29 protein-coding genes and 1 tRNA gene are annotated in these 26,161 nt (G+C 64.9%); 15 read left to right on the top strand and 15 right to left on the bottom strand.

The annotated features are described in order from the left end of the window. Window positions 1-157 precede the first annotated feature (157 nt). Window positions 158-613 carry a DUF2948 family protein gene (locus tag CS1BSM3_RS17865; protein ID WP_072389178.1) on the bottom strand — a complete coding sequence of 152 codons (456 nt, stop codon included), beginning with the start codon at window positions 611-613 and terminating at the stop codon, window positions 158-160. Window positions 614-811: 198 nt separating this feature from the next. Here CS1BSM3_RS17865 and CS1BSM3_RS17860 point away from each other — a divergent pair, with 198 nt between their 5' ends. The 7 genes from CS1BSM3_RS17860 to CS1BSM3_RS17830 all read left to right on the top strand — a co-directional run bounded on the left by CS1BSM3_RS17860 (window position 812) and on the right by CS1BSM3_RS17830 (window position 5,927). Continuing rightward, a complete protein-coding gene (locus tag CS1BSM3_RS17860) occupies window positions 812-1,597 on the top strand; it encodes an SDR family NAD(P)-dependent oxidoreductase (RefSeq protein WP_072389176.1) in 786 nt (261 codons plus the stop codon). A gap of 20 nt (window positions 1,598-1,617) precedes the next feature. Further along, the gene (locus CS1BSM3_RS17855; protein WP_072393973.1) at window positions 1,618-2,172 is read left to right on the top strand and encodes an adenine phosphoribosyltransferase; all 555 of its coding nucleotides are present in this window, start codon (window positions 1,618-1,620) and stop codon (window positions 2,170-2,172) included. An 11-nt stretch (window positions 2,173-2,183) separates the two neighbouring features. Continuing rightward, the gene (locus tag CS1BSM3_RS17850; protein WP_210188803.1) at window positions 2,184-3,254 is read left to right on the top strand and encodes a geranylgeranyl reductase family protein; all 1,071 of its coding nucleotides are present in this window, start codon (window positions 2,184-2,186) and stop codon (window positions 3,252-3,254) included. Between the two features lie 114 nt (window positions 3,255-3,368). Beyond that, window positions 3,369-3,443: transfer RNA gene (locus CS1BSM3_RS17845), tRNA-Val, on the top strand. Window positions 3,444-3,722: 279 nt separating this feature from the next. Further along, a complete protein-coding gene (locus tag CS1BSM3_RS17840) occupies window positions 3,723-4,085 on the top strand; it encodes a hypothetical protein (protein WP_072389174.1) in 363 nt (120 codons plus the stop codon). Window positions 4,086-4,579: 494 nt separating this feature from the next. Further along, window positions 4,580-4,990, top strand: a complete 411-nt coding sequence (locus tag CS1BSM3_RS17835; RefSeq protein WP_143149262.1) for a hypothetical protein — start codon at window positions 4,580-4,582, stop codon at window positions 4,988-4,990. A 490-nt stretch (window positions 4,991-5,480) separates the two neighbouring features. Then, window positions 5,481-5,927 (top strand): hypothetical protein, encoded by a 447-nt coding sequence (locus CS1BSM3_RS17830; RefSeq protein WP_143149261.1) that lies wholly within the window; start codon window positions 5,481-5,483, stop codon window positions 5,925-5,927. On the opposite strand, the gene CS1BSM3_RS17825 is transcribed toward CS1BSM3_RS17830, so the two are convergent. Further along, window positions 5,909-7,714, bottom strand: coding sequence for a gamma-glutamyltransferase family protein (locus CS1BSM3_RS17825; protein ID WP_072389168.1), 1,806 nt, complete (start codon window positions 7,712-7,714; stop codon window positions 5,909-5,911). The genes CS1BSM3_RS17830 and CS1BSM3_RS17825 overlap by 19 nt on opposite strands. A 295-nt stretch (window positions 7,715-8,009) precedes the next feature. On the opposite strand from CS1BSM3_RS17825, the gene CS1BSM3_RS17820 reads away from it, so the two are divergent. The 4 genes from CS1BSM3_RS17820 to CS1BSM3_RS17805 all read left to right on the top strand — a co-directional run bounded on the left by CS1BSM3_RS17820 (window position 8,010) and on the right by CS1BSM3_RS17805 (window position 10,950). Next, the gene (locus CS1BSM3_RS17820) at window positions 8,010-8,621 is read left to right on the top strand and encodes a L,D-transpeptidase (protein WP_143149260.1); all 612 of its coding nucleotides are present in this window, start codon (window positions 8,010-8,012) and stop codon (window positions 8,619-8,621) included. A 141-nt stretch (window positions 8,622-8,762) separates the two neighbouring features. After that, complete coding sequence (locus CS1BSM3_RS17815) at window positions 8,763-9,431, top strand: aquaporin (RefSeq protein ID WP_072393968.1); 669 nt, start codon at window positions 8,763-8,765, stop codon at window positions 9,429-9,431. Between the two features lie 86 nt (window positions 9,432-9,517). After that, on the top strand, window positions 9,518-9,991 hold the full coding sequence (locus tag CS1BSM3_RS17810) for a hypothetical protein (protein ID WP_072389164.1): 474 nt from the start codon (window positions 9,518-9,520) through the stop codon (window positions 9,989-9,991). A 224-nt stretch (window positions 9,992-10,215) separates the two neighbouring features. After that, complete coding sequence (locus CS1BSM3_RS17805; protein WP_143149259.1) at window positions 10,216-10,950, top strand: hypothetical protein; 735 nt, start codon at window positions 10,216-10,218, stop codon at window positions 10,948-10,950. A gap of 10 nt (window positions 10,951-10,960) precedes the next feature. On the opposite strand, the gene CS1BSM3_RS17800 is transcribed toward CS1BSM3_RS17805, so the two are convergent. The 5 genes from CS1BSM3_RS17800 to CS1BSM3_RS17780 all read right to left on the bottom strand — a co-directional run bounded on the left by CS1BSM3_RS17800 (window position 10,961) and on the right by CS1BSM3_RS17780 (window position 14,481). Beyond that, window positions 10,961-11,224 carry a hypothetical protein gene (locus CS1BSM3_RS17800; RefSeq protein WP_072389160.1) on the bottom strand — a complete coding sequence of 88 codons (264 nt, stop codon included), beginning with the start codon at window positions 11,222-11,224 and terminating at the stop codon, window positions 10,961-10,963. 21 nt (window positions 11,225-11,245) lie between these two features. Continuing rightward, window positions 11,246-11,905: a fumarate hydratase C-terminal domain-containing protein gene (locus CS1BSM3_RS17795; RefSeq protein WP_072389158.1), complete on the bottom strand. Its 660-nt coding sequence runs from the start codon at window positions 11,903-11,905 to the stop codon at window positions 11,246-11,248. Between the two features lie 11 nt (window positions 11,906-11,916). Continuing rightward, on the bottom strand, window positions 11,917-13,014 hold the full coding sequence (locus CS1BSM3_RS17790) for a Zn-dependent alcohol dehydrogenase (RefSeq protein WP_072389157.1): 1,098 nt from the start codon (window positions 13,012-13,014) through the stop codon (window positions 11,917-11,919). A gap of 67 nt (window positions 13,015-13,081) precedes the next feature. Then, window positions 13,082-14,056, bottom strand: coding sequence for an SMP-30/gluconolactonase/LRE family protein (locus CS1BSM3_RS17785; protein WP_072393965.1), 975 nt, complete (start codon window positions 14,054-14,056; stop codon window positions 13,082-13,084). A gap of 41 nt (window positions 14,057-14,097) precedes the next feature. Continuing rightward, window positions 14,098-14,481, bottom strand: a complete 384-nt coding sequence (locus CS1BSM3_RS17780; RefSeq protein WP_072389155.1) for a RidA family protein — start codon at window positions 14,479-14,481, stop codon at window positions 14,098-14,100. Window positions 14,482-14,732: 251 nt separating this feature from the next. On the opposite strand from CS1BSM3_RS17780, the gene CS1BSM3_RS17775 reads away from it, so the two are divergent. Together CS1BSM3_RS17775 and CS1BSM3_RS17770 are read left to right on the top strand one after the other, a co-directional pair. After that, on the top strand, window positions 14,733-15,734 hold the full coding sequence (locus tag CS1BSM3_RS17775) for a KpsF/GutQ family sugar-phosphate isomerase (RefSeq protein ID WP_072389153.1): 1,002 nt from the start codon (window positions 14,733-14,735) through the stop codon (window positions 15,732-15,734). A gap of 222 nt (window positions 15,735-15,956) precedes the next feature. Continuing rightward, on the top strand, window positions 15,957-17,075 hold the full coding sequence (locus CS1BSM3_RS17770) for a TRAP transporter substrate-binding protein (protein ID WP_244540553.1): 1,119 nt from the start codon (window positions 15,957-15,959) through the stop codon (window positions 17,073-17,075). 91 nt (window positions 17,076-17,166) lie between these two features. Here the strand turns inward: CS1BSM3_RS17770 and irrA are convergent, their stop codons facing one another. The 8 genes from irrA to CS1BSM3_RS17730 all read right to left on the bottom strand — a co-directional run bounded on the left by irrA (window position 17,167) and on the right by CS1BSM3_RS17730 (window position 25,333). Continuing rightward, window positions 17,167-17,619: an iron response transcriptional regulator IrrA gene (gene irrA, locus CS1BSM3_RS17765; protein ID WP_072389151.1), complete on the bottom strand. Its 453-nt coding sequence runs from the start codon at window positions 17,617-17,619 to the stop codon at window positions 17,167-17,169. 229 nt (window positions 17,620-17,848) lie between these two features. Next, window positions 17,849-18,877, bottom strand: a complete 1,029-nt coding sequence (locus CS1BSM3_RS17760) for a peptidoglycan -binding protein (RefSeq protein WP_072389149.1) — start codon at window positions 18,875-18,877, stop codon at window positions 17,849-17,851. A 3-nt stretch (window positions 18,878-18,880) separates the two neighbouring features. Further along, on the bottom strand, window positions 18,881-19,921 hold the full coding sequence (locus CS1BSM3_RS17755; RefSeq protein ID WP_072389147.1) for a flagellar motor protein MotA: 1,041 nt from the start codon (window positions 19,919-19,921) through the stop codon (window positions 18,881-18,883). A 172-nt stretch (window positions 19,922-20,093) separates the two neighbouring features. Continuing rightward, window positions 20,094-20,882, bottom strand: a complete 789-nt coding sequence (locus CS1BSM3_RS17750) for an inositol monophosphatase family protein (RefSeq protein WP_072389145.1) — start codon at window positions 20,880-20,882, stop codon at window positions 20,094-20,096. A gap of 415 nt (window positions 20,883-21,297) precedes the next feature. Further along, the gene (recJ, locus tag CS1BSM3_RS17745) at window positions 21,298-23,136 is read right to left on the bottom strand and encodes a single-stranded-DNA-specific exonuclease RecJ (RefSeq protein WP_072389143.1); all 1,839 of its coding nucleotides are present in this window, start codon (window positions 23,134-23,136) and stop codon (window positions 21,298-21,300) included. 82 nt (window positions 23,137-23,218) lie between these two features. Further along, the gene (gene kdsA / locus CS1BSM3_RS17740) at window positions 23,219-24,076 is read right to left on the bottom strand and encodes a 3-deoxy-8-phosphooctulonate synthase (RefSeq protein ID WP_072389141.1); all 858 of its coding nucleotides are present in this window, start codon (window positions 24,074-24,076) and stop codon (window positions 23,219-23,221) included. A gap of 56 nt (window positions 24,077-24,132) precedes the next feature. Continuing rightward, on the bottom strand, window positions 24,133-24,852 hold the full coding sequence (locus tag CS1BSM3_RS17735) for a hypothetical protein (RefSeq protein WP_072389139.1): 720 nt from the start codon (window positions 24,850-24,852) through the stop codon (window positions 24,133-24,135). Window positions 24,853-24,865: 13 nt separating this feature from the next. Then, window positions 24,866-25,333, bottom strand: a complete 468-nt coding sequence (locus tag CS1BSM3_RS17730) for a GFA family protein (protein ID WP_072389137.1) — start codon at window positions 25,331-25,333, stop codon at window positions 24,866-24,868. Between the two features lie 147 nt (window positions 25,334-25,480). On the opposite strand from CS1BSM3_RS17730, the gene CS1BSM3_RS17725 reads away from it, so the two are divergent. Further along, window positions 25,481-25,804, top strand: a complete 324-nt coding sequence (locus tag CS1BSM3_RS17725) for an NIPSNAP family protein (protein WP_072389136.1) — start codon at window positions 25,481-25,483, stop codon at window positions 25,802-25,804. Beyond that, window positions 25,801-26,148, top strand: a complete 348-nt coding sequence (locus tag CS1BSM3_RS17720; RefSeq protein ID WP_072389134.1) for an antibiotic biosynthesis monooxygenase family protein — start codon at window positions 25,801-25,803, stop codon at window positions 26,146-26,148. Before CS1BSM3_RS17725 ends, CS1BSM3_RS17720 begins: the two co-directional genes overlap by 4 nt. Window positions 26,149-26,161 lie beyond the last annotated feature (13 nt).

The raw sequence follows: 26,161 nt of genomic DNA, 5'->3' as shown, positions 1-26,161 counted from the left end.
TTCCCCCTCTCCCATCGTCTTCAATGGGGAGAGGGTCGGTTGAGGGGCGGGAACTTGCGCGACGTTTGTGTTTGCCGCCGCCCCTCACCCTAACCCTCTCCCCGTGAGCACGGGGAGAGGGGATTTTGTGCAATTCCTGTGCTGTCGGCGGCCTTTGCTATGCCGGATCGTCTTCCGGATGCTTCGGCACGGCGCGCGCTTGCCAGGCCGGACCGAGATCCTTCATCTCGGCCTCGATGCACTCGACGTGCAGCCGCACGGCGCCGCCCCCGGCAAACACCAGCGTGACATGCCCTTGGGGATCCTCGGTCGCGGCCGGCTCGAACTGGATGGCGAGCAGCTCCAGCACCTCCTGCCCGGCCTTCAGGTCGATACCGCTGACCTGGGCGCCGAGCACACGCTCGAAGCGCAGCGCCGCCTGCCGCCGCGTCGGCGCCCTCGCCCTGCCGCCTGGTGCCACCGACGTCCAGTCGAAACGGTTGAAGATGGCCGCAAAGCGCCGCTCGCGCGGCACGTAGGCCATGTCGCCGACCTTCAGCACGGCATCCTGCATATGCGCGGAGACGATCTTGAGGTCATCAGCGTCGAGGGCAATGAGTTTGAGATTGTCCATGCTCGGCCTGGCACTATCCGCGCCGCCAGCTCCCCCAAGCCGGTGCGCTATCGAGGCAGACTGATACCCGCCAGCACGCGGCGGTGCAACAAGGCCGACGCCGTCATTTCAAGCGCTGGTTGTGGAACCCGCCTTCAGCTAACCTTGCAGGCAGCGATGGCCACGCGCGGCTGTCCGGCATCCAGGGGAGAAACGCACATGGCCGAAAAGGCAGGCATTGCCGTTATCACGGGCGGCTCGAGCGGCATTGGCGAGGCGACCGCACGCCGGCTCGCGCAGGACGGCTACCGGATCGCCATCCTCGACGTGAACATGGATGCAGCCGACGCCGTTGCCCGCGACATCGGCAATGGCGCCCGCGCCTGGCGCTGTGATGTTGCCAATGCGGACGCCGTCGAGGCCGCAGCCGAGACGGTGGCCAAGGAGATGGGCGCCCCGCGGGTGCTGGTGACGTCCGCCGGGCTAATCCCGAATACCGAATCCATCCTGGACATGGACATGGCCGCCCACGACCGCATGTGGCAGGTGAACTATAACGGCACCCTCCATGCCTGCCGCTCGTTCGCGCGCCGCATGATCCCCGAGCAGCGCGGCGCCATCGTCACCATCGGCTCGATCAATTCCGCCCAGCCCCTGCCGATCCCCGCCTACAACATGGGCAAGGCGGCCGTGGCGCGCCTCACCCAGCTTCTTGCTGTCGAGCTCGGCCGCCACAACATCCGCGTCAACAGCGTCGGCCCGACCTACGTCATGACGCCGCCCCTGCGTGCCAAGGTCGCCGCCGGCCAGCGCGACATGAACAAGATCATGAGCGTGCACGCGCTGAAGACGCTGCCCGAGCCTGCGGACATCGCCAACGCCATCGCCTTCCTCGCCTCGGAGCAGGCGCGCACGATCACGGGCATCCTGCTGCCGGTCGATTCCGGCTGGCTCGCGGGCGTTCCGTATCTGACCTACGCGGGCGGCGTGCCCTGGGAGAGCTGATGGCGCACCCGCCCAATCCAATGGGAGAAGAAGAGGAGTTATCCGTGGCCGACTTGAAGAGCCTCATCCGCACCATTCCCGACTATCCGAAGCCCGGCATCATGTTCCGCGATGTCACGACGCTCTTCGGCGACGCGCAGGGCTTCAAGGCGACGATCGTGCGCATGGCCGAGCCCTGGCGCGGCGAGCCGGTCGACGCGGTCGCGGGCATCGAGGCGCGCGGCTTCATTCTCGGCGGCGCGGTGGCGGACCGGCTCGGGACGGCCTTCGTGCCGATCCGCAAGAAGGGCAAGCTCCCCTGGAAGACCATCGGCCAGGAGTACACGCTCGAGTACGGCATCGATGCCATGGAGATCCATGCGGACGCCATCCGGGCGGGTGCGCGCATCCTGATCGTCGATGACCTCATCGCGACCGGCGGCACTGCGGAAGCAGCCGCCAAGCTCGTGCGGCGCTCGAACGGGCACATCGTCGGCGCCACCTTCATCATCGATCTTCCCGATCTCGGCGGGCGCAAAAGGCTCGAAGGCATGGGCATTCGCTGCGAGACGCTCATGGCCTTCGAGGGACACTGAGGACAGGCGCCGTGAGCGACGTGCGCATCATCGACGTGCTGGTTGTCGGGCTCGGGCCTGCGGGTGCGAGCGCTGCAGCCGCGGCGGCGTCGCGTGGCGCCCGCGTCGTCGCCATCGATCGCAAGCGCGTTGCCGGACACCCCGTGCAGTGTGCCGAGTTCGTGCCGGCGCTGATCGGCCAGCAGGTGCCCGCGCTCGATCAACACCGCCAGCAGCGCATTCGCGCCATGACCACCTTCGTCGAGGACGAGCCCCCGCATTTGCGCGAGCAGTTCTCGGGCGTGATGATCGACCGGCAGGCCTTCGATGCCGCCCTCGTCGCGCGCGCCGAGCAAGCGGGCGCCGAGATCTGGTTCGGCCTCTCGCTCCGCGAGATCGATGCCGATGGCACGGCGCAGCTCTCCGACGGGAGCCGCATAGCGGCGGCCGTCATCGTCGGCGCGGACGGGCCGCGCTCGGCTGTCGGCGCGGCTGTGGGCATCGAGAACCAAGTGCTCGCCGAGACACGGCAGATGACCGTACCGCTGCTCATGTCCTTCGAGGAGACGGACATCTTCCTCTCGCACAAGCTGCCCGGCGGCTATGCGTGGCTCTTTCCCAAGGGTGAGGTCGCCAACCTCGGACTCGGCGGCGATCCGCGCTGGCGCTCGCATTTCAAGCCGCTGCTCGATGACCTTCACACGCAGCTCGTCGCACAAGGACGCGTCGGCAGCGATGTGCTCGGTCACACGGGTGGCGCGATCCCGAGCGGCGGGATGCTGGAGCCCGTGGCGAGCGTGGGTACGGCGCATGTGCTCCTTGCCGGCGACGCGGCGGGCCTGACGAACCCGATTACCGGCGCCGGCATCATGTCGGCCGTCATCTCGGGCGAAATGGCCGGCGAGGCGGCTGCAGCGCTGGTCGCGGGCGATGCCGATGCGGCCGCCAGCTACCGGGATGACCTCGCCGACATGTTCGAGGCCTCGCTCGCACGTGCCGTTGCCCGGCGCGAGGCCCTGATGCGGCTCCATGACGTCGGCCAGCCCGGCCCCGATGACCTGCGCCGCGCCTGGATTGCCTTCCCGGAGTACTGGGCCGCGTGAGGTGCGGGTGGTTTTTCGCGGGCGGAGCGCAGTCCATCCTTGCGCGATCGGCGCCCGTTCGCTAAGAGAGCCACCTCGCCCCGATGCTTCGCGCTCGCGGGCGCCTTACGGGATGGGCAGTTAGCTCAGCGGTAGAGCACTACCTTGACATGGTAGGGGTCACAGGTTCGATCCCTGTACTGCCCACCATCCCTCCAAGACCCTCCTTCATCTGAATTTCCCGTAGTCTGGTTGTTTTTCGGCCTCTGACTACGGGCGCATCTCATGCTGCCTGGAAATTAGGCATCCCTAAGGTTGACTTATTGTGGCGGAACCACGATTGGTTGCGGCGGCGCCTAAAGATTAACTATAACGACAACGCCGATGACAGAGACAATATTTGGCAGCAAGAGAGTATTGAGTATGAGAGGACCGACGACCGCAAGCGTTGCGGATCAATTGAGCGAGAGATGGAGAGAGAACTCGGAGATGCCGCGCCTGGCGTTCACCTCACGCTTCAAGGAACTAAAGCAGAAATTTTCCGATCTGCGCTTTGAAATTGGCAGGATGTCTTCAGGATTTCACGAAGGCGTGGGATATATCGACGAGCTGCACTATCATCGGAAGCTTGATAGGCTCACGGACGAAATGCATGGGATCTGCATCGATCTCTGCGGTCTCAGGTCGACGTGCGTCGACCACTTGAGATTGAAGATTTCGGCCCTGCTTTACCTGCTCCCCGACGAAGAGGACACAGAGCCGAGACTGGCAAAGTCCCTCCTTTTGGACCTCGACGAGCAGCAACGTGTGCAGGTTTCGCCGATCTGCACGCTACGAGCCCAGACGAGCTGAGTAGAGCGGCTCCCACATCACGCTTATCCCAGAAGGCGGCAAGCGCGGACATTCGCAGCGCCATTGCACGCGCGAGCGCGACTGTCCGACTTTCCGCCTCCTTGCCGCCCACCGCATCCCGCGCCGAGCCATCACTGCGCTGCGCTCAGCCGACGCGCGCACACCCGTTCAGCGGAGGGCCTCCGCCTAGAGCGAAAAGCGCCCCTGCTCGATCTCTATACCGCCCATCATCCCGAGCAAAATCTTCCAAGCAACGTGCTGTGCTGGAAAATTGAGGCGTACACATATGCATCATCGGGTACGCTGTTTATTCATCTACAATCACCGGCTGCATGGCCTGCTCGCATCAGTTGCGGAAATCAGACCCTCAGACGCGAACAAATGTTGACAAATTGTGGCGGAGTCATGATTGCTGGCAGCGGCGAGGGTCTGCTGCTAGAGAGATCCTCTCGCCATCAACGGAGGTAAAAACCAGTAACTTGTGAGTATTGCTTATGATCGAATCAGCACCAGTCAGCATTGGAAATTCGCTCGCCGATGATTGGCTGGAAAATCCGGGGGGATCACTCTCGCAATTAACCCTGAATTTCGGTGAACTGAGCGAACAATTCTGCGGTCTGATGTCAACAATCGGCAGCATGTCGCCAGGATACACGAAGGATGCAGGATATCTTGATGAGCTGCATTTTCAGAACACCCTTGATAAGTTCACGGATCAAATGCATCACATCTGCGTCGATCTCGGCGCTCTTCCCGCCACATCCCATGACCACCTGAAGTTGAAGATGTCGGCCTTGCTGTACCTGCTCCCGGAAGAGGATTGCACGGAGCTTGAACTGGCGAAGTCGCTCCTCGCGGACTTCGAGCGTGGTCACTTCGAGTTTTCGCCGGCCGCCAGAAAATAGCAGATACGCCTCTGGCCTACGGGGAGGCAGGCCCCAACAGGAGCGCCCATCCAAGTCGAACGCGCTCTCTATGGCGGGACTCGGTCCCGCCATTCTCGCACAGTGCCGAAGGTCCTCTCTGGCGGCACGGTAGCGAGCTTCGGGATCGCGGCACTAGCTGGCTGCGGTCTACCTCGAAGACAGGCGCAATACATTCGAACTGCTTGCCGAACGTCTCTCGGCGGGGACTACGCCCGAACCGGAAGGCGCCGAAGCTCGATCCCTGCACGGCCCATCATCTCATTCCTCACTATCCGTTCCAATCTGCGTTTTGATTGCGGCGATTGCATTGCAGCATGTGGCCGTATCGCTACTTAAAACAGGATTATGCTCCTAATTTACCTTACTTGTTGACGGCTGTAGGACAGCTAATTATCGTTCACTGAACAGTCGTTATTCAGCGCCGACCGTCGTTCTCCGACACCCCTCTCCTCGTAAGTAAGAGCGTCCCATGTGCCCGGAAAATTGTTTAGCTTCATTGGCTTCGTCTGACACGCAGAAGAGCGTTCGGGCCTCGGCCGACAGCGACCAGCGGCCCAGCGAGATCGAGGCACTCCGTATTCGGCACGATGAGTTGATGGCCAGATCCGGAAAGCTGGCGAGCCGCATCCAGCGGCGGCGCGGTCATGCTCCCGATAATAATTTTCAAACGGAATATGACGCGATCAGCGACGAGATGATCGATCTTTCCGTTCAGCTTAGCTCAGTACCCGCCGTAACGCTCGAAGCCTTGAAGCTGAAGGCTTCGCTTTTGCTCGACATCCTTCCCGACGAGGCTGATCCGACGGTGTATCTGGCCCTCTCCCTGTGCGAGGACCTTCTGGACATCACGGGCGAGCAGCTCAACGGCCACAAGCGCGCCGCCAGCCCGGTTGATCGTCACCGCCCGGCCGCGTAGCCCTGCATTCCGCGCGGATTGGCAGCCGCGCGACGCCGCGGGCCGACCTGCGAAGCCGCCGTCAGACGCCCCTCGGACCAGTCCGGGCCGACTTCGACCTTGTGGCCGCGGCGCTCGAGCTCCTTGATCGTCGCAGCCGGCAAACGGCTCTCGACCACCACGACACCGGGCCGCGCCGCGCGCGGCCAGAACGAGGCCGGGAAGTGCTCGATGTGCCAGGCGGGCGCGTCGATCGCCTCCTGCATGCTCATGCCGGCGTGCAGGTGGCGCAGGAAGAACTGTGCGCTCCACTGGTCCTGCTGATCGCCGCCGGGCGTACCCCAGACCATGTACGGCTTGCCCTCCTTGAGCGCCATGCCGACCGAAAGCGTCGAGCGCGGACGCTTGCCCGGCACCAGCGTTCCCGGCAGGCCTTCCTCGAGCCAGAACATCTGGGCGCGGCTGCCGAGCGGCCAGCCGAGTGCCGGGATCACCGGCGAGGACTGCAACCAGCCACCGGACGGCGTCGCGGTGAACATGTTGCCGGCCTGATCGATGATGTCGATGTGGACGGTATCGCCCTTGACCTGGCCCATGGCGCCGACCGTCGGCTCGCCGGCCCCTGCCGCGCTGACCGCCTCGCGCCGATCCGCCGTCGACTTGACGATGACCTTGCCGTCGTAGCCCTCGATGACGCCGGGACGCTGCTCCATGGAAGCGTATTGGCCGATCAGGCGGCGGCGATCCGAGTTGTAGCGCTCGGAGAGCAGCGTCTCCATCGGCACGTCTGCGAACTTCGGATCGCCGTAGAAGGCCTCGCGATCGGCATAGGCGAGCTTTGCGGCCTCGATCCAGAGATGGACGAAATCGGCGCTCGTCGGATCGAGCTTGTCGAGGTCGTAGCCCTTCAGGATCGCAAGCTGCTGCAACATGACCGGACCCTGCGTCCAGGGGCCCGGCTTCAACAGCGTGTAGCCGTGATAGTCGAGCGACACGGGCGCCTCGATGGTCGGCTGCCAGCCGGCCATGTCGGCCGCCGTCAGCACGCCTTTGTGACGCCGGCCGCTCACATCCATGATTTCATTCGTGCGGCAGAAGCGGTCGATCTCCTCGGCGACAAAGCCGTGGCTCCAGGCCTTGCGGGCGCGCTCGATCTCCGCCTCGCGACTGCCGCCGCCGGCTTCGGCTTCCTTGAGAATGCGCTGATAGGTCTCGGCGTGGGCCGTGTTGCGAAAGAGCGTGCCGGGTGCCGGGACTTTGCCACCCGGCAGATAGACAGCCGCAGACGTTGGCCAGTGCTCGGTGAAGAGCTGCTTCACGGTGGCGATCGTGGCGCAGGCGCGCTCGACAATCGGATGGCCGCCGCGCGCATAGCCGAGCGAAGGCTCCAGCACATCGCGAAGCCGCATGGTGCCGTAATCGCGCAAGATCATCATGTAAGTTTCGAACGTGCCGGGAATGCACGCTGCGAGAAGGCCCGTGCCTGGCACGATGTCGAGGCCGAGATGGCCGCGGTAGTGCGCAATCGTCGCACCAGCAGGTGCCGGTCCCTGCCCGCAGATGACCTCCGGCGCGCCTTTCTTCGTATCATATACGATGACCGGCACGTCGCCGCCCGGTCCGCAAAGGTGCGGCTCCACGACCTGCAGCGTGAATGCGGCGGCGATGCCTGCGTCGAACGCATTGCCGCCTTTTTCCAGGATAGACATGCCGACGGCGGTCGCGATCCAGTGCGTCGTCGCGCAGACGCCGAAAGTGCCTTCGATCTCCGGGCGCGTCGTGAACGGGCCGGCATTGATGTTCGCCATAGGGGTCGCTCCGGGAGAATTCGGCAAAACTACGTAGAGACAATTTACCTGCGATTCAGTCTCGATGTCGTCAAGTGATATGAGCTGGCCGCCCCGCGACCGGATCGCAGGTCAACAACGCGTGAGGGACGCGCATTAGAGGTTCGATCCGCCTACGATACGTGGTACACAGTTCGTATGCGCTTAATCTAGCAAGCCACGGGAAAATCAGGAGTATATAATAATGTTGCGTGCCGCGTTGGCGCTGGCCATGACCGGCGTCTTGGCTCCCCCTGCGTTCGCTCAGGAATGGTGGATGCCTTGGGCTAGACCGGGCTATCAGGCCCCCTCCTACGCCGCCCCGCGGTTCGATGAAGACCGCTACGGTCCTCGCCCGCGGCCCCAGGGCCAAGCCCTCATGAGCGGCGGGCCGCGTCCGAACGTCTCGCCAGCAAGCCCGAGCCGCATCTCGTTCGCGAGCAGCTACGCGCCCGGCACGGTCGTCATCGATACAACGGGCCGCAAGCTGTATCTCGTTCAATCGTCGCGCGACGCGCTCGTCTATCCGATCTCGGTTGGCCGCGAAGGCTTCACGTGGACGGGCACCGAGCGTATCAGCCGCGTCGCGAACTGGCCGGACTGGCATCCGCCGGCGGAGATGCGCCAGCGTCAGCCGTACTTGCCGGTGAAGATGATGGGCGGCGTCTATAACCCGCTCGGCGCCAAGGCGCTCTATCTCGGCAATACGCTCTACCGCATTCACGGCACCGATGATCCCCGCACCATCGGCCGTGCAACTTCGTCCGGCTGCTTCCGCATGACGAACGGCCACGTCGTCGATCTCTCGCGCCGCGTCGGCGTCGGCACGACAGTCGTGGTCGTCAATCGGCTCTCCGCCAGCGTCGCGCGCGGCGGCAGCGGCGGCTGATCCGCAACACGCGGAACGACAAACGACCAATCAGCGCCCCGCACCTCGTGTGCGGGGCGCTTTCGTTCGGCCGCTCGCATTCACAAATCAGCCTGCTTCGGTTATCGCTCCATGCTGCGCGAGATCACCGAGGAGGCGCCGATGAGCACCCGTGAGCTTACGGCCGAGGCCGCCGGCACCTTTGCTCTCGTGCTGGCACTGTGCGGACCGCTTCTTTTCGCGCCCGCAGGCGTAGCGGGCCTTGCTGCTGCTCTTGCTGCAGGCGGCGTCGTCGTTGCCATGACAGCCGCGTTCAGTCCTGTCTCAGGCGCACACCTCAATCCTGCCATCACACTCGGGCTCATCGCGGCGGGCCGACTGGACTCGAGCCGCGCGCCACTGATGATCCTCGTCCAGTGCCTCGGCGGGCTAGCAGCCGCCGGCCTGCTGGCCCTCGTCATGGCGGGGGCCGCCACGCCGCCGAAGGGCGGGTTCGCGTCGGTCGCCAATAGCTATGACCGCGTCTTCGGCCTCACCGCGGTCTTTGCGCTGGAAGCTGTCGCGACAGCTCTTCTCGTGCTGGTCGTGGTCGGCATGGGCGGCCGTCGCGCACCGGCGACGCTCGCCCCGCTCGCCATCGGTCTCGCAACCGTCAGCCTCTACCTGCTGACCATTCCGGTGTCCGGCGGCGGCCTCAACCCGGCGCGCAGCCTCGCAACAGCAGTCTTCGCCGGCACAGGAGCCATTCTCCAGCTTTGGGTGTTCTGGGTCGCACCTATTCTCGGTGCTGTGCTCGGCGGGGTCGTTGGGCGCCTCATCAGCGACGACTGAACGTCGCAGGGCGGATGTCCCTTGAAGTGTCCATCAGCCACAATCATTTGCTAGCCTGCACGGAATTGAGGTCGCAGGAGCGCGTCATGACAAATTGCACTCGCCTTCTGGCGCCGGCAGCGTTGGCAATCCTTGCTGTGCTGCCGGCTTCCGCGCAAACGCGCGATGTACCCGGCCGCTTCACCATGCAGCCGATCGAAGGCGGCTTTCTGCGTCTCGACACGCAGACCGGTGCCGTCTCCACGTGCCGGACGGGCTCCGGCAATCTCGTTCTCTGTCAGCCCGCGCAGGAGGAGAGCCAAGGGCTGGCGAAGGAGATCGAGCGGCTGCGCACCGAAAACCTCGACCTCAGGGCCGAAATCAAGCGGCTGCAGACAGCGGCCGTGCCCGGCGCGCCGTCGCAGCCGCCCGTCGCCGAGCCGCCCGGCAAGGAGAAGTTCCAGCTCCCGAGCGAAGAAGACGTGGACGGCGCCCTCGATTACGTCGAGCGCATGTTCAAGAAATTCCGCGACCGTCTGCGCAGCCTCGAAGAGGACAACAAAAAGCCCGGCACGCTCTAGCCGGTTCTCTTCGAGCCTCGAGGGCGCGGGGCTCCTCGGTGGATGAAAGCCATTCTGCGGCCTGCCCTGCTCGAGACGCGGGCGGGAAGCGGGCGAGTTCCGACCTTATTGTGTCAGTTTCGTTACGGCTCTTCAGCCGTGGGCCGACTAAGCTTTGGCCCTCTTCGCGCACGCTCCGACGGCGCACGCGAGAGGAATAGTCACCTCACGGGGAGCTCGCGCACATGGTGCCACGCAGAAAGGGCAACGAGACTGCGGCATCGGCATCCAGTGCTCCCGGCCGGGAACGTTGGCGCTGGCCCCGCCTCCCGCGATTGGCATGGCCCGATCGAGCAGCCCTGCTGGTCATTGCCGCCTACACAGTCGTCTTGATCGTCCTCGCCGCCAGACTATCGCCGGATCGCTTCGAGTATGTGTTCTCCGAGGAGGGACCATTCGAAGAAGGCGCGATCCTGCTTTGGCTCGCCGCGAGCCTCATCGTCATTTTGCGCGCGCGACCGTTCACGTCTCGATCGGCCATCTTCGTGATCCTGTTTGCTGCCTTTGCAGCGCGCGAGGCGAGCTGGCACAAGGCCTTCACCACCGATAGCTTCCTCAAGATCAGCTACTATCTCAAGGCCCCTGCTCCGCTGGCTGAGAAGGTTCTGGCAGGTCTCGCAGCGGCAGCGTTCATTGCCATGCTGCTCTACGCGGCGTACGTGGTGGTGCGCTTTCTGCTTGTGGACGGCGGCATTTCAAGCCGCGCCGGATACTGGGTGATCTTCGCCGGCGCGCTCTTCGTTCTCGCAAAGGTCGTCGATCGCACGCCGTCGGTGCTCTACGACTACACGGGCCACGATCTGCATATCGATCTGCGGCGCCTCATGCTGGCTTTCGAGGAAGGCTTCGAGGCGCTCACGCCGGCACTCTTCGCGCTGTCTGCCTGGGTCAGCCGCAGCGATCGGCCCTACTTGTCCTGATTGCGCATCCTCATAGGACATGAGGGAAATATTGTGCATCCCAGTCATCGGGCCGAAATAGCACCTTCCCGAATTCGATCACCTGATCGCCCCCGTTGTAGGGCCGCATCTGAAGCGGCACCTCGTCAACGTTGCCCTCCGGCTGAAGATGGAAATGGTCTCGCTCTCTGCTGAGACCAGTAAGTTCTTCGACGAAACGAGCCCGGCCCGCTTCATTGAGATAGATTTCGAGCACACCGTCTTTGCTTATGGCAATCGTGATGCGCGGCTTCATGGCGTCCCCCTCACGCCCCTTTCAAATAACCTCTTCCGTCTTGTCGTCGGTTTCGCCGAAGCGGCGCAGCGTGGCGGGCTTCGTGCCGCGATAGAGCTTCTCCAGCCCTGGCGAGATCTTCGCGTTCTCGCGCTCGAAGAGCGAGTTGCCCTTGAGATCGCTCTCGACGAGGAAGGGCCCAAAACGCTCGACGTCCAGCACCCAGATGGCCTGCGCGAGACCGAGCTCCTCGAGCCAGTGCGCATCGACGACCTTCTTGATGCCGCGCCCGAGCAGCGCGCCCGTGCCGTAGCCGACCGTCGTCAGGTAGATCGCCTTGTGCGGCACGAAACTCTGCTTGTAGATCTCGCTCGACATGCCGCCTTTGCCGATGATGACGTTACATCCCGACATGTCGAGCCAGCCGTCGATCCACTTCGCAAAGCGGAACGACGCCGTCGCCGTAACCGCGCCGACCGTCAGCTCGCGGTTCGGCCCGACGCTCGCTGCCGGCGAGCAGTGAAAGCTCGCCGTGCCGATACCGGAGGGCACGTTGCTGCGCTCCTCGACGGCGCGCTTGTACACGCCCTCGCGCGCCGTGTGGATGCGCCCGCTGAGGTAGACGACATTGCCGATCTCGAGCTTTGCCAGCTCCTCGGTTGCTGCGGGAAGAACGAGATCGACAGTCTTGAGCTTGGTCATTTCTTTTTTTCTCAGTTGAACTCGATGACGCCGCGGGCGACCTGGCCTTTGGCCATGAGCTGGAAGCCCTCGTTGATTTCCTCGAACTTGTAGGTCCGGCTGATCAGGCTGTCGAGATCGAGTTTCCCTTCGAGCGACAGGTCGGCGAGGATGCCGAAATCGATGGTCGGGCGGATCGAGCCGTAGTAGGTGCCCGAGACCTTCTTCTCCGTATAGACCATCTGGAAGGGCGACACCTGCGCCTTGGCATCGACATGCGGTATGCCGACGATCGTTGCGTGTCCGGCCGGCGCCAGCACGTCGATGATCTGCTCGGTCGTCGGCGCCGTGCCGATGGCGTCGAAGGAGTAGTCAGCGCCGAGACCGCCGGTGATCTCGCGGACGCGCTTCACAACGTTCTCGCGCGAGCCGTTGATGATGTGCGTCGCGCCGAACTTGGTCGCCATCTGCAGCTTGTTGTCGAGCAGATCGACGGCGATGATCGTCTTGGCGCCCGCGAGCCGCGCACCCTGTACGGCGTTGAGACCGACGCCGCCAACCCCGACCACGACCACGCTCGAGCCTGCGTCCACCTTCGCATGGCGCGTGACGGCGCCAACGCCGGTCGCCACCGAGCAGCCGATGATGGCTGCGTGCGTCCAGGGCAGATCCTTGCGCACGGAGACCAGTTGCTCGGCCGGACACACGACCATCTCGGCGAACGTACCGATGCGCGCCATCTGGTACACGGGCTCACCGTTGAGCTTAATGCGCGTCGTGCCGTCGTGCATCATGTGGCGCGGCTTGTCGTTGTGGCCGATGCAGAGCACCGAGCTACCGCTCGCACAATACCGGCAATAGCCGCAGTTGGGACGGAACGAGAAGATGACGTGGTCGCCCTTCTTGACATGCTTCACGCCGGGGCCGACCTCGACGACCTCACCCGCCGCCTCGTGTCCGAGGATCATTGGCAGCGGCGCCGGCCAATCTCCGATCATGATGTGCCAGTCGGACATGCACACGCCCGCCGCTTTCACCTTGACGCGCGCCTCGCCCTCCTTGGGACCTTCCTGCTCGAAATCGAGCAACTCGAGGGGCTTGTTGACTTCGGTGAGCACGGCCGCGCGCATGGGACATTTCCTCGTGTTTCATTGATTGGTTGGAACACTGCCATGTTAGGCCCGGGGCGGCCCTCGCTCAACCGCCCTTCACGCCCTGCGCGTTCACGTAAACCGCATAGAGCGACTGGCTCGAGGCCATGAACAGGCGGTTCCGCTTGAGGCCGCCAAAGCAGAGGTTGGCACAGCGTTCAGGCAGCGCGATGTGCCCGATCGGCCGGCCATCCGGCGCGAAGATGCGCACGCCGTCGAGCTCCTCCGTGCCCATGCCCCAGCCGCACCAGAGATTGCCATCCGTATCGCAGCGGAAGCCATCCGGCGTGCCACCGGCCGCATCAATGACGACGCGGCGATTGGCAAGGCGCGTGCCATCTGCCGTCACGTCATAGGCAATGATCTCGCGATTGGGCTGCGCGCGTGACGCGACCACATAGAGAACGCTCTCGTCCGGCGAGAAGGCGAGGCCGTTCGGCCCAGCAATGTCGTCTGCCAGCATCTCCAATCGGCCGGACGTGCCGTCGATGCGATAGAGCCCGTGCGGCAGCTCCTGCTCGGCCTTGTGGCCCTCGTAGTCGCTGAGCAGACCGAAGGGTGGATCGGTGAACCAGATGCTGCCGTCGGATTTCACGACAATGTCGTTCGGTGAGTTGAGCCGCTTGCCATCGTAGCGATCGGCGAGGACGGTGATCGTGCCGTCGTACTCCGTGCGCGTAACGCGGCGGCCACCATGCTCGCACGTGACGAGCCGGCCTTGCCTGTCGCGCGTATTGCCATTGGCGAAGTCGGAGGGCTTGCGGAAGACCGAGGTGACGCCCGTCTCCTCATCCCAGCGCATGATGCGATTGTTGGGAATGTCGCTCCAGAGCAGATAGCGCCCATCGCCGAACCACACCGGGCCCTCTGCCCAGCGAAAGCCCGTCGCGAGGCGCTCGACCGCGCCGAGCGCGATGACATAGCGCTGAAAGCTCGGATGCAGAATGCGGATGGCGGGATCGGGATAGTACGTGGCGGGTGTCCATGGGCGCCGCGGCGCGGGAGCGCTTGCTTCGGTCATGCTCTTTGTTTCCTCCGTGATGCTTTTCTTTTCGTGCCGCTCTACGCGCAAGCGACCGCCTCGATTTCGAGCAGCCACGCCGTGTCAAAGATGCCGGTGATGATGCAGGTCAATGCAGGCCTACGCTCGCCCAGGAATTCGCTGCGCACCTGCCTATATTCGGGAATGTAGCGGCGATCGGAAAGAAAGATCGTCACCTTGACGAGATCGTCGAGCGTCATGCCGGCTGCATGGAGCTGCGCCACGACGTTCTGCCAGGCAACGCGCGCCTGATCCGCGAACGCGGTCGGCACCGTACCATCCACCGCGACCGGAATCTGGCCGCTCACATAGAGGGTGCGCGTGGCGTTCCGCACCTCGATGGCCTGTGAATAAGTGCCTGCGGGCGCCGGCGCATCGGCGGCATTGATCGTCCGCTTTTCCATCCAATCGCGCTCCTTCTTCCGCACGCGGCCGTCCGCGTACGCCGTTCACATCTTCGTTCTAGTTCATCATTGTGGGCAAATCACTTGGTCGATGGCGAGGTGCTGCGTTGCGCGACTTGCGCGGCGCCCGCGCCTCGTGTCACATCCGCCCCAGGGGAGGCCGATTCGTTCGGCCACGTATCATCTCGGGGCTTTGCGCGCCCGGGACGGGGGTTATAGTCATGGCATCTGCCGCTCACCGCCCACGGTCCATGTCCACCAAATCTCAGCCTGCCACCACGAGCAAGACGCCGCCCGCCATCGCAAGTGCACTGCGCACGCTCGAGGCCGAAAGCTCAGGGCTCACGGCGCTGGCGGCCGCTCTCCAGAATGGTCTTGGCGAGACCTTCCAGGAGGCCGTCCGGGTGCTCAGCAGCGCCGCCGGCCGCGTCATCGTCAGCGGCATCGGAAAATCGGGACACATCGGGCGCAAGATCGCGGCGACGCTCGCCTCGACGGGCACGCCCGCCTTCTTCATTCATCCGTCGGAAGCCGCGCACGGCGATCTCGGCATGGTCACGCCGAAAGACGTGCTGCTCGCGATCTCGTGGTCGGGCGAGACCATCGAGCTCAAAACGCTCGTGACCTACTCGCGCCGCTTCGGCGTGCCGCTGATCTCGATCACGTCGCGCGCGTCGTCGGCGCTCGGCCAGGCCTCCGATATCGTCATCGAGCTGCCGCGCGCGAGCGAGGCCTGCCCGCACGGGCTCGCACCCACGACCTCGACAACCATGCAGCTCGTTATCGGCGACTGCCTCGCCGTCGCGCTGCTCGAGGCGCGCGGCTTCACCGCGACGGACTTCAAAGTCTTCCATCCGGGCGGATCGCTCGGCGCGCAGCTCAAGTTCGTCTCCGACCTCATGCACAAGGACGACCGGCTGCCGCTTGCCCGCGTCGATGAGCCCATGACGAGCGCCCTCGTCACGATGACGCAACGGGCACTCGGCTGTCTCGGCATTGTCGATGGCGACGGCAAGCTCGTCGGCATCATCACCGACGGCGACCTTCGCCGCCACATGGGGCCAAGTCTGCTGTCGGCGACGGCCGGCCAGATCATGACGCCCAACCCGAAAACGATCAAACCGAGCGCGCTCGCCTCTTCCGCGCTCGACATCCTCAACAAATCGCGGATCACGGCACTCTTCGTCGTCGAAGCCGGCCGGCCGATCGGCCTCGTCCACGTCCACGACCTGCTGCGCGCCAGCGTCGCCTGAGCATCACCCACGCCTCGCGCCCGCACGTCCACGGCGCGGGTTGCGCACCCTGCGCGGCCGCAGAAATTTGCCCATTTTGTCCGATAAATGGAGCGCCGCGGTGGCACCGTGGCTCTAGTTTTCCTGCGGCATGAATGCGCTTTCCAAGCCTCCGCGAACCCAATAAAGAGCCGTCCAACGCGCCACAAGGCGCGCCTTTTGATCTAAGGGAGGATCCCCGAAATGCGCGAATCGAGGCCCATGAAGCGCCGCCAGTTCCTGAAAGGCGCGGCGCTCGCCGGCGCCGCGGCCGGAACGTCCGCCCTCGCCGCCCCGGCCATTGCCCAGGGCAAGACCGAGTGGAAGATGGTCACGACCTGGCCGAAGAATTTCCCGGGCCTCGGCACCGGCGCAAACCGCTTTGCCGAAAGCGTGACGGCCGCAACTGATGGCCGCCTGACGATCAAGGTGTTCGCCGCCGGCGAGCTCGTGCCGCCCTTCGAGAGCTTCGACGCCGTGACGCGCGGCGCCGCCGATCTCATGCACGCCGCGCCCTACTACTGGCCGAACAAGAACAAGGCGCTCCAGTTCTACTCGGCCGTGCCGTTCGGCCTCACCTGCAGCGAGACCACCGCCTGGATGAACTACGGCGGCGGTCAGGAGCTTTGGGACAAGATCCTCGACCCGTTCGGCCTCAAGGGTTTCCATGCCGGCGGTACGGGCGTGCAGATGGGCGGGTGGTTCAACAAGGAGATCACCGGCATCGACAGCGTCAAGGGCATGAAGATGCGCATTCCGGGCCTCGGCGGCGAAGCGCTGAAGAAGCTCGGCATGACGATCATCAACCTGCCGGGCGGTGAGCTGTTTGCGGCCCTTCAGTCCGGCGCCATCGATGCTACCGAGTGGGTCGGCCCTTACAACGACCTCGCCTTCGGCTTCCACAAGGTCGCGAAGTACTACTACTGGCCCGGCATGCACGAGGGCGGCACGACGCTCGAAGTCACCGTCGACAAGAAGAAGTTCACGGCGCTGCCGAAGGATGTCCAGCGCATCTTCGAGGAATGCTGCAAGGCCGAGGCCGACAAGCTCCTCTCGGAGTTCAACGGGCGCAACGGGCAGGCCCTGCAGACGCTCATCCAGCAGCACAATGTGCAGCTCCGCCGCTTCCCGAACGACTTCCTGATCGCCTATGGCACCGCCGCCGGCGAGGTGCTCCAGGAAATGCTCGACGACAAGGACCAGCTCACGCGCGAGGTTGCGCAGTCCTATCTCAAGGCGCGCCGCGAGCTCATGGCCTGGAACCGCATTGCCGAGCAGGGCTACATGAACGCCCGTCTGCTCGACTACAAGTTCCCGGGCTGAGCACGCCAAAACAAAACCGCGAGCGTCGCACGATGCCCGCGGTTCCAGGAAACGTTCTGCAAGGAAGCGCTGAAGAGCGCCAACCCGCCGCTTACTTGCGGGTGTCCTCGACGAGGCGCACGACCACGTCCACGTGGCTGATGCGCATGCCCTCGGGCGGGGTCGGCAGGCCATCGACGCGGATGGAGCCATCGGGGATGTCCACCAGTCGGCCATCCTGCTCGATATAGAAGTGGCTGTGGTTCGACGTGTTCGTGTCGAAGTACGTCCGCGTGCCATCGATCGCGAGCTCGCGCACGAGACCGGCCCGCTTGAACTGGTGCAGCGTGTTGTAGACGGTCGCGAGCGAGACGCGCTCGCCGCCTGCCACGGCCTCGGCGTGGAGAATTTCTGCGGTCACGTGGCGGCCGTGCTCCGTGAACAGAAGCCCACCAAGCGCGAGGCGCTGGCGCGTCGGGCGCAGCCGGGCGTGGCGCAGCAGCTCGATGACCGCGCTCTCGCTCAGCGGCTTGCCGTGATCCTCGTGACCATGTGCCTTATGCATTTGTCCGCTCACCAAGCGTTCTCGCGCCCACTAAAACGGCGCACCCGATCGTCGTCGCCGCAATTCCCTAGGGGAATACTCGACTTTCGGGGTCAACATCCAGTGTTTTTCGCAACCGAGTTGTCGCCTTATAGCGCGCATCGGCCCCGAGCCGCAACTGAGCGGGCCGCCGCAGGGTCTGCCGAGCCGCTGTTTAGAGTCCTTCAAAAATTCGCTGTTACTCAAGTGCTTAGCGGTTCGTGAGCTTGAGCTCGATGCGCCGGTTCCGTCGCAGGACCTCTTCGCTGGTCCCATCCTCGAGGGGGGCGAACTCGCCATAACCTGCCGCGACGAGACGGTTGGGCGGCACGCCGCGGCTGATCAGATACTTCACGACGCTGGTGGCGCGGGCGCTCGACAGCTCCCAGTTCGACGGGAAGGCGCTGCTCGCAATGGGCCGCTGATCCGTGTGCCCATCTACCTGCAAGGCCCAGCTGATCTCCTTGGGGATCTGGCGCTCCAGCTCGACGATGGCCGAAGCGAGCTGGTCGATGGCCGCAAGACCTTCGGGCGTCATCGTCGCCTGCCCCGATGGAAAAAGCACCTCCGACTGGAAGATGAAGCGATCGCCGACGATGCGAATGTCCTTGCGGTCCCTCAGCAGCTCACGCAGGCGGCCGAAGAAGTCCGAACGATAGCGCTGCAGCTCCTGGACCTGCCGGGCGAGCACGACATTGAGCCGCGCGCCGAGATCGGTGATACGCGCCTGCGAGTCCTTGTCCTTGGCTTCGGCCGCAGCCAGCGCCTCGTTCAGCGCCGCGATCTGGCGCCGCAAGGCAAGAAGCTGCTGATTGAGGAGATCGACCCTGGCGAGCGCCTCGCTCGAAATCTCCTTCTGGCCTTCGAGCTCCTTCGTGAGCGCGCTGACGCGCGTCTCCGCGGTGCCGGCGCGCTCCGCATCGAGACCAGCCAGCCCGGAGAGACGGGCACTTTCTGCGCGCGCAGCCGCAAGCGTCGCCTGGATCGCCGCAAGCTCGTCCTCGAGCCCGCGGCTCTTGCCCTTCTCCAGTGAAAGCAGGCTCGTCAGCTCCGCAATCTGCAGGTTCAGCTTGCCGAGTGCCGTGTCCTTGCGCCCGGACTCCTGACTGACGAAGTACTGCGCCAGCATGAACAGCGAGAGCAGGAACACGAAGGTGAGCAGCAGCGTCGACATGACGTCGACGTAGCCCGGCCAGAACTCGCCGTACTCGTTGGAGCGCCGTGAGCGTGTGCGCGCCATGCTTTAGCTGCTCCCGCCCCGCCGCGCATTGCCGCGGGCTGCAAGATCGCGCAGCGCCGATGCCATCTCGGCCTGGCGCGCCGCCTGCTCATCCACCCACTCGCGCACGATCTTCTGCTCGGCCCGCATCTGGCCGACGACCTCCTGGAGCCCGCGACCGACATCGCGCATGTTCTCGGCGTTCTGCCCGCCCGAAGCCCCGATCATGTGAATGCGATCGGAAAGCTCTGCGATCGTGCGCTGGACCTCGAAGAGCACGCCGAAAAGCTGCTGTCCGACCTCCCCGGCGTGCTCGCCGCCCGGCGTCAGCTCGGTGATGCCCGAGAGCCATTCCTCGAGCTCGTTGTAGAAGCGGTTGTGAGCATGGCTCGTCTGCAGATCGAGAAAGCCGAGAACCAGCGAGCCGCCGAGGCCCATCAGCGATGAGGAGAATGCCGTGCCCATGCCGCGAAGCGGACCGGAAAGGCCCGACTTCAGCTCCTCGAACATGAGCACGCTATCGCTGCCCTTGGTGTCGAGCGAGTTGATCGTCGTGCCGACCGATTGGATGGTGTCGAGAAGGCCCCAGAACGTGCCGAGCAGACCAAGAAACACGAGAAGGCCGACGAGATAGCGGCCCGTATCGCGCGCTTCGTCGAGGCGGCCGCCGATCGAGTCCATGATCGAGCGCATCGACGATGTCGACAGCGAGAGCTGCCCCGTGCGGTCGCGCAGCATCGTCGCCATGGGTGCCAGCAGCACCGGCTTGTGCTCGATGGCGAGACCGGGATCGGCAATGCGGAAGGCATTGACCCAGCGGATTTCGGGATAGAGGCGGATGACCTGTCCGAAGGCCCGCAGAATGCCGATGACCAGCACCGTCAGGATGAAGCCGTTGAGAACCGGATTGGCCCAGAAGGCGTGCTGGATCTGCTGATAGAGAATGGCGCCGCACAATGCGACGACCATCAGGAAGACCAGCATCCCGCGCAGGAAGGGCCCCGGCGTATTGAGCGTGCGATGTAGCCGCCTGGACGCCAGCTCAGTCGGCCGCGCTCTCGCCATTGCTCAACTCCGCCTCACACATAAGCCACATCACAGAGCCGCCGTGGAACGCGGCAGTCAGCACGCAGTGCAGCAAAACACTACCCGATGATCGTGGCAAAACAACCAGAGACTGTGGCGAAAATCACAACGGTCCGACCACATCGCGAAAAAGATCGATCAGAGTTGTGGATCACGCCTTCCGCAGGGATGCCAGCAGCAGCTTGTGGATCGTCGGGTTGGCCGCGACAATGCTGCCCTTGTCCAGCATCTCCTCGCCGCCGGCCACATCCGTCGCGATGCCGCCCGCCTCTCTCAGAAGCACGATGCCCGCCGCCATGTCCCAGGGTTGCAGATCGTGCTCCCAATAGCCGTCAAAGCGCCCAGCGGCGGTCCATGCGAGGTCGATCGACGCAGCGCCCGTGCGCCTCAGACCTGCAACCTCGCGCATGAGCGGGGCCGTTTCGCGCTCGAAGCGCTCATATCCCCCACGCCCACGGAACGGGATGCCCGTCGTCAGGACGCTGTCCTGAAGCGAGCGGCGCGCCGCAACACGCAGGCGCTTGTCATTGAGAAAGGCGCCTTTTCCCTTCTCCGCCGTATAGAGTTCATCGCTCACCGGGTTGTAGATGAGGCCGGCAACCAGCTCGCCCTCACGCTCCAGCGCGATCGAGATGGAGAAGAGCGGGATCGAATGCAGGAAGTTCGTCGTGCCGTCGAGCGGATCGACAATCCAGCGGTGCGTCTTGTCGTCCCCCTCGATCTCGCCGCCCTCCTCCATGAGGAAGCCATAGCCCTGGCGGGCCTTGGCGAGCTCGCGATAGACGATTTCCTCAGCCCGCTGATCGGCCGCCGAGACGAAATTCGCCGGGCCCTTGACCGAGACCTGGAGCTGCGACACCTCGCCGAAGTCGCGCGCAAGGCTGCGCCCGGCCTTGCGGGCCGCCCCGATCATGACGTTCATAAGCGCGGATGCGGGCATGGCGCCTCGGTTTTTTTGCCTGTGCTGCTGGAAGGCTGAACCCCTAGCGCCTGGGGGCCCAAGACACAAGGGGCCGTAGGCCGCGCTCTCGGTCGCGCCTCCGGCGCGAACAGGGCTGCCGCCCTGTAACCCACCCGGGGGACACCCCCGGAACCCCCGTCTTTTATGGACTCGGAGCACGCCCCGAGCGCTCCATCATCCCCTCTCCCCGCCCTTGCGGGGAGAGGGTTAGGGTGAGGGGCGGCGACAAACGCCAACGTCAGCGCAAGCCGCTACCCTTCTCCCCGTGACGGACAGGGAGAAGGGATCTGTGCGTCCGCGGCGAGCGATCAGCGCATAAAGACGGGCGGGTCCGGGAGGGTGTCCCTCCCGGTGGGAGCGCGAGGGCTAGCCCTCGTCGCGCCGCAGGCGCGAACTACTTCCGCGGATCAGCCGCGTCCTCGATTTGCAGCTCGATGCGCTGGCGGCCGCCCCAGGTATCGCGGCGCAGGTTGCCCGCCACATGAATCGGCATCCCGCCCGTATTCGTCAGCATCTCGCCGAGCGGCTGGCCGACGGCGCGGAAAGCGACGCCTTCGAGGCGACTGCCGTCATCGGCTTCGAGCGTCACGCGCAGGTGCGCCTCGCCCATGACCTTGGCAAAGCGCACGCGATGCGCCGGGAAGACGAAGCGCGGCTGCGGATTGCCCTGACCGTACGGCCCCGCGCGCTCGATCAGATCGACGAGCGTGTCGTTGGCGGCAGCGGGCGTGAGAGCCCCATCGATTTCGAGCGCGCGCGCCACTCGCGCGGTCGTGGCGGGCGAGGCCACCTGCTCGGCGAGGTACGTGCGTGCCGCCTCGAATTTTTCGCGCACAACCGTCAGTCCCGCCGCCATCGCGTGACCGCCGCCCTTGAGCAGCAGGCCGTCGGCCGTCGCAGCACGTACAGCCGCGCCGATGTCGACGCCGGCGATGGAACGCAGCGAGCCTGTGCCTTGCCCACCTTCCTCCCAGGCGATCACGCACGCCGGCCGGCCAAAACGCTCCACGAGCCGGCTTGCCACGAGACCGACGACACCCTTGTGCCAACGCTCCGAGGCAACGACGAGCATGGGCAGATCCGGCACCTCGTCGATGAGCCGGTCGGCTTCGGCCGTGGCCTCTTCGAGCATCGCCGTCTCGATGGCCTTCCGCTCGCGATTGAGCTTGTCGAGCTGCACGGCAATGCGTGCGGCCTCGGTCTCGTCGTCGAGTGAAAGGAGGCGCGCACCGAGCGCCGCATCGCCAATGCGCCCGCCCGCATTGATGCGTGGACCGAGCACGAAGCCCAGCAGATAGGGCGTCGGCGGCTGATTGAGGCCAGCCGCATCGACGAGCGCGCGCAGGCCCACATTCTGGCGCTGGCGCATGACCTCGAGCCCGCGCGTGACATAGGCGCGATTGAGCGTCTGCAACGGCACGACGTCGCAAACGGTCGCCAGCGCGACGAGATCGAGCATGGCGAGAAGATCGGGCGGGCGGCCGTTCTTGTCGTAGTGTCCGCGCTGGCGCAGCTCGCGCGTCGTCGCGACGAGCAGCATGAACACGACGCCCGCCGCACAGAGATGCCCGAGCCCGGAGAGGTCATCCTGCCGGTTCGGATTGACGACGGCCGAGACCTCCGGGAGCTGCTCGTCGGCCTGGTGATGGTCGATGACGAGCACGTCCGTCTTGCCGCGGTGCTGCGGAGCCAGCGCCTCGAAGCTCGTCGTGCCGCAGTCCACGGTCACGATGAGCTGGGCGCCCTTCTCGACGAGGCCCTGGATGGCCGGCACGTTCGGCCCATAGCCCTCGAACATGCGATCCGGGATGTAGATCGTCGCATCGAGGCCATGCGCATTGAAGAAGCGCCGCATCAGGGCCGACGAGCACGCGCCATCGACGTCGTAGTCGCCGAATACGGCAACGCGCTCGCGCTTGACGATCGCGTCAGCGAGGCGGCGGGCGGCCTTGTCCATATCATTGAGCGTGCTCGGGTCCGGCATGAGCGCGCGGATGGTTGGCTCGAGGACGTTCGGCACCTCCTCGATCGTGATACCGCGCGCCGCGAGCACGCGCCCGAGCAGCTCCGGCAAACCATGCTGCTGGCTGATGGCGATCGCGGTGTTTGCGGCGCCTGGCGCCAGGCGCTCGCGCCATGTGTAGCCGCGCGCCGAGGCGGTTACGCCGAGATAGGCCTGCGCGTCGCTACTGCCCCTCTCGCGCGGTCGTACCCGCGCTGCCCCCGTCGCCATGCCCCACTCCCTCTACAACGACCTGTCGAGTTGTAGAGTGAGTCGCGAAGCGTTCCCACCGCGGCAGAATCGCGTGGAAAAATCAGGCCGGCGCACGCCCCTTGACCAGCGCGTCGATGGCCATCAGCTCGCGCATGAGGCCTTCGAAGTCCTTGAGCGGCACCATGTTCGGACCATCCGACGGCGCATTGTCGGGATCCTGGTGCGTCTCGATGAAAAGCCCCGCAACGCCAACGGCCACGGCCGCCCGCGCGAGCACCGGCACGTACCGGCGGTCGCCGCCTGAGCTGGTGCCCTGTCCGCCCGGCTGCTGGACCGAATGCGTGGCATCGAAGATCACGGGCGCCCCCGTCTCAGCCATGATCGGCAGCGATCGCATGTCGACGACGAGCGTGTTGTAGCCGAAGGAGGCGCCCCGCTCGGTGACGAGCACGTTCGGGTTGCCGCTGCCGGTAATCTTCGCGACGACGTTTTTCATGTCCCAGGGCGCGAGGAACTGGCCCTTCTTGACCTTGACCACCCGGCCGGTCTTTGCCGCTGCGACGAGGAGGTCGGTCTGGCGGCACATGAAGGCCGGGATCTGCAGGACATCGACGACCTCGGCGAGCGTCGCGCATTGCGCGGCCTCATGCACATCCGTCACGACGGGAAGCCCGAGGCTCGAGCGGATCTCGGCGAACACGTCGAGTGCGGCTGAAAGGCCCATGCCGCGCTTTCCCGAGAGCGAGGTGCGGTTCGCCTTGTCGAAGCTCGTCTTGTAGACGAGCCCCAAGCCGAGACGCGCCGCAATCTCCTTCAGCGCGCTCGCCATCTCGAGGGCGTGGGCGCGGCTCTCCATCTGGCAAGGCCCGGCAAAGACGGCGACAGGACGGCGCGCACCGAAGGTGACATCGCCGACACGGACCTCCGAATTGGGCCGAAGCGTTTGATCGCTGCTCATGTGCCCTCCTTATTCTCTTTGCCTCGTGAGCGCACGGCAAATGGCGCCCAAGCCCCTCACCGGTTCGCGTCGAGGTGAGCCTGCACGGACTTCCGCAGGAGCTCGGTCAAGCGCAAGAGCGAGGCAAAGCTTTCGCCCTCCGTGAAGCGGTAGATGTAGAGAAGGCGCCCGCGCACGACCACGTGGCCGTAGACGCAGAGGATCAGCTTGTCGGCGCCCTGCTCGGTACGGATGCGCTGCACGAGACTTGCGTAGCAGGCCTCGGGATCCTCGTGGACGACCCCGATGAACTTGGTCTCGTTGAGCTTCACCGCATCGCTGACTTGGTTGAAACGCTCGCGCACCGCGCCGACGGGGCCGCTCACGAGCGCGTCGCCCTGCTGGCGCAATGCCGTGCAGATCTCGTTGGCGGTTTGAATTTCCCGCCCCTTCAGATCCTGGGTGCGGAACTGCAGCCCCACCTGCACTTGCGTGAAATCGTCGAGCGTCGGCCGCTCGCCATTGCGCCATGGCGGGATCTGCGTGCAATCGGCCGCGGCGAGCAGCAGCTCGTTGTGTCCGGCAAGACCGCGCTCGACGAGATCGTACACGCGGCTGTCGGAAGCATGACCGCGATCGAGCTCGCACTGGTCGGGATCGATGACGAGCACGATGGCTTGCCCGCCGACCGAGACGGTCACATTGCGGGCTTCGGCTCCTGAATGCGCTGAAAAGAGTGTGGCAAGACCCAGCATGATTGCCGTCACGATACGGACGGCGCGCCCATTCCCCCACATGACATCCGCTCCCCTATTGCGGCCCAATTCGTACAGGTTTCGCGCCCTTGCCCGCGAGGGCCTCGTAGCGCGGCAGCTCGTCGTGCACCTCAAACCAATCCACCCGCTCGACGACATGAGCGTGACCCGTCGGCGGCCATGCGGACGGGTTCTCCAGCGTGCCGTGATAGAAATGAATCTCGTCCGGCCAGCGCGCCCCGGTATAGGCGATGGGCGTGCCACACGTCCCGCAGAAATGGCGAAAGGCGCCCGGCGAGCTCTCGTGGCTTCTCGGCTGCTCACCCGTGTAGCGGGTGCGCGCGGCAATCACGCCGACATAGGTCGCGACCGCCGAGCCGACCGCGCGCCTGCAGCTCGCGCAATGGCAATGCATGACCCAGCGCGGCTTGCCGCTGAACTCGTAGCGCACGGCCTTGCACAGGCAGTGGCCGCGGGTGACGATCTCGTCGTCCGCCGCTGGATTGGCCCCGCTCTCGGTCATCGGACCATTCTCCTCACGCCCCCCGACTCGCCGTGGGACTGTAGGCGTCTTTCAGGCTTTTTTCGATCGGTTCGATCGCCGCCGAAGCATCGCTCGCGCACCCCGCGCCATCCTGCCGGGAAAACCACCCGGAACAGGAGCCCCGCCATGCTGACCTGCATCATCCGCTATCATATCGACCCGACCAAAAAGGACGAGTTCGCCACTTATGCGCGCAATTGGGGCCAGGCCATCCCCCGCTGCGGCGCCGACCTGATCGGCTACTATGCTCCCCATGAGGGCTCGAGCACGCTCGCCTATGGCATCTATAATATCCCGAGCCTCGCCGCCTATGAGGCCTATCGTGCCCGGCTTGCGGCCGATCCGCTCGGACGCGAGAATTACCTGTTCGCCCAGCGGGAGAAATTCCTGCTGCGCGAGGACCGGACATTCCTGAAGTGCGTATCCATGCCCCACGGAGAGAAGACATGATCGCGGTCATCTTCGAAGTCACCCCCGCCGAAGGGCGCAAGGAAGAGTATCTCGACATCGCCGCGAGCCTCAGACCCGTTCTCGAAAAGATCGACGGCTTCATTTCCGTGGAGCGCTTCCAGAGCCTCACGGACCCGAAAAAAGTTCTCTCGCTCTCCTTCTTCCGCGACGAGGAGGCCGTGCGCCAGTGGCGCAACACCATGGCGCACCGGGGCGCGCAGGCGAAAGGGCGCGCCGGCATCTTCGCCGACTACCGCCTGCGCATTGCGATCGTCATCCGCGACTACGGCATGAACGAGCGCGAGGAGGCACCGGCAGACAGCCGGGCGGTGCATTCTACCTAGTCCTGCCAACCCG

The organism is Hyphomicrobium sp. CS1BSMeth3, assembly GCF_900117415.1.
Classification (GTDB): domain Bacteria; phylum Pseudomonadota; class Alphaproteobacteria; order Rhizobiales; family Hyphomicrobiaceae.
This window is presented reverse-complemented; position numbering and strand designations above follow the sequence as displayed.